Genomic DNA, 204 nt, shown 5'->3' on the forward strand with positions numbered 1-204 from the left:
AAGCCCAAATTGACTTCGGGGAGGCCCCTTTTAAGAGTAAGGGGGAGATTATTGATCTTCCTTATCTCGTTCTTTCGTATCCTTACAGTAACGCTTTTTATGTCCAAGTCTTTGAATCTCAGAACCAAGATTGCTTCCTTGAAGGAATGAAGCGATTCTTTCATCATATCGGTAGTGTACCAAGGACTATTCGATTTGATAATT

General features: G+C 39.7%; 1 pseudogene. It reads left to right on the forward strand.

Features of this window, described 5'->3' with window-relative positions:
• Window positions 1–204, forward strand: a pseudogene (locus ACHABW_RS26145) (IS21 family transposase); the annotation flags it as partial.

This window comes from Salipaludibacillus sp. CF4.18 (genome assembly GCF_051262595.1).
Lineage (GTDB): Bacteria > Bacillota > Bacilli > Bacillales > Salisediminibacteriaceae > Salipaludibacillus > Salipaludibacillus neizhouensis.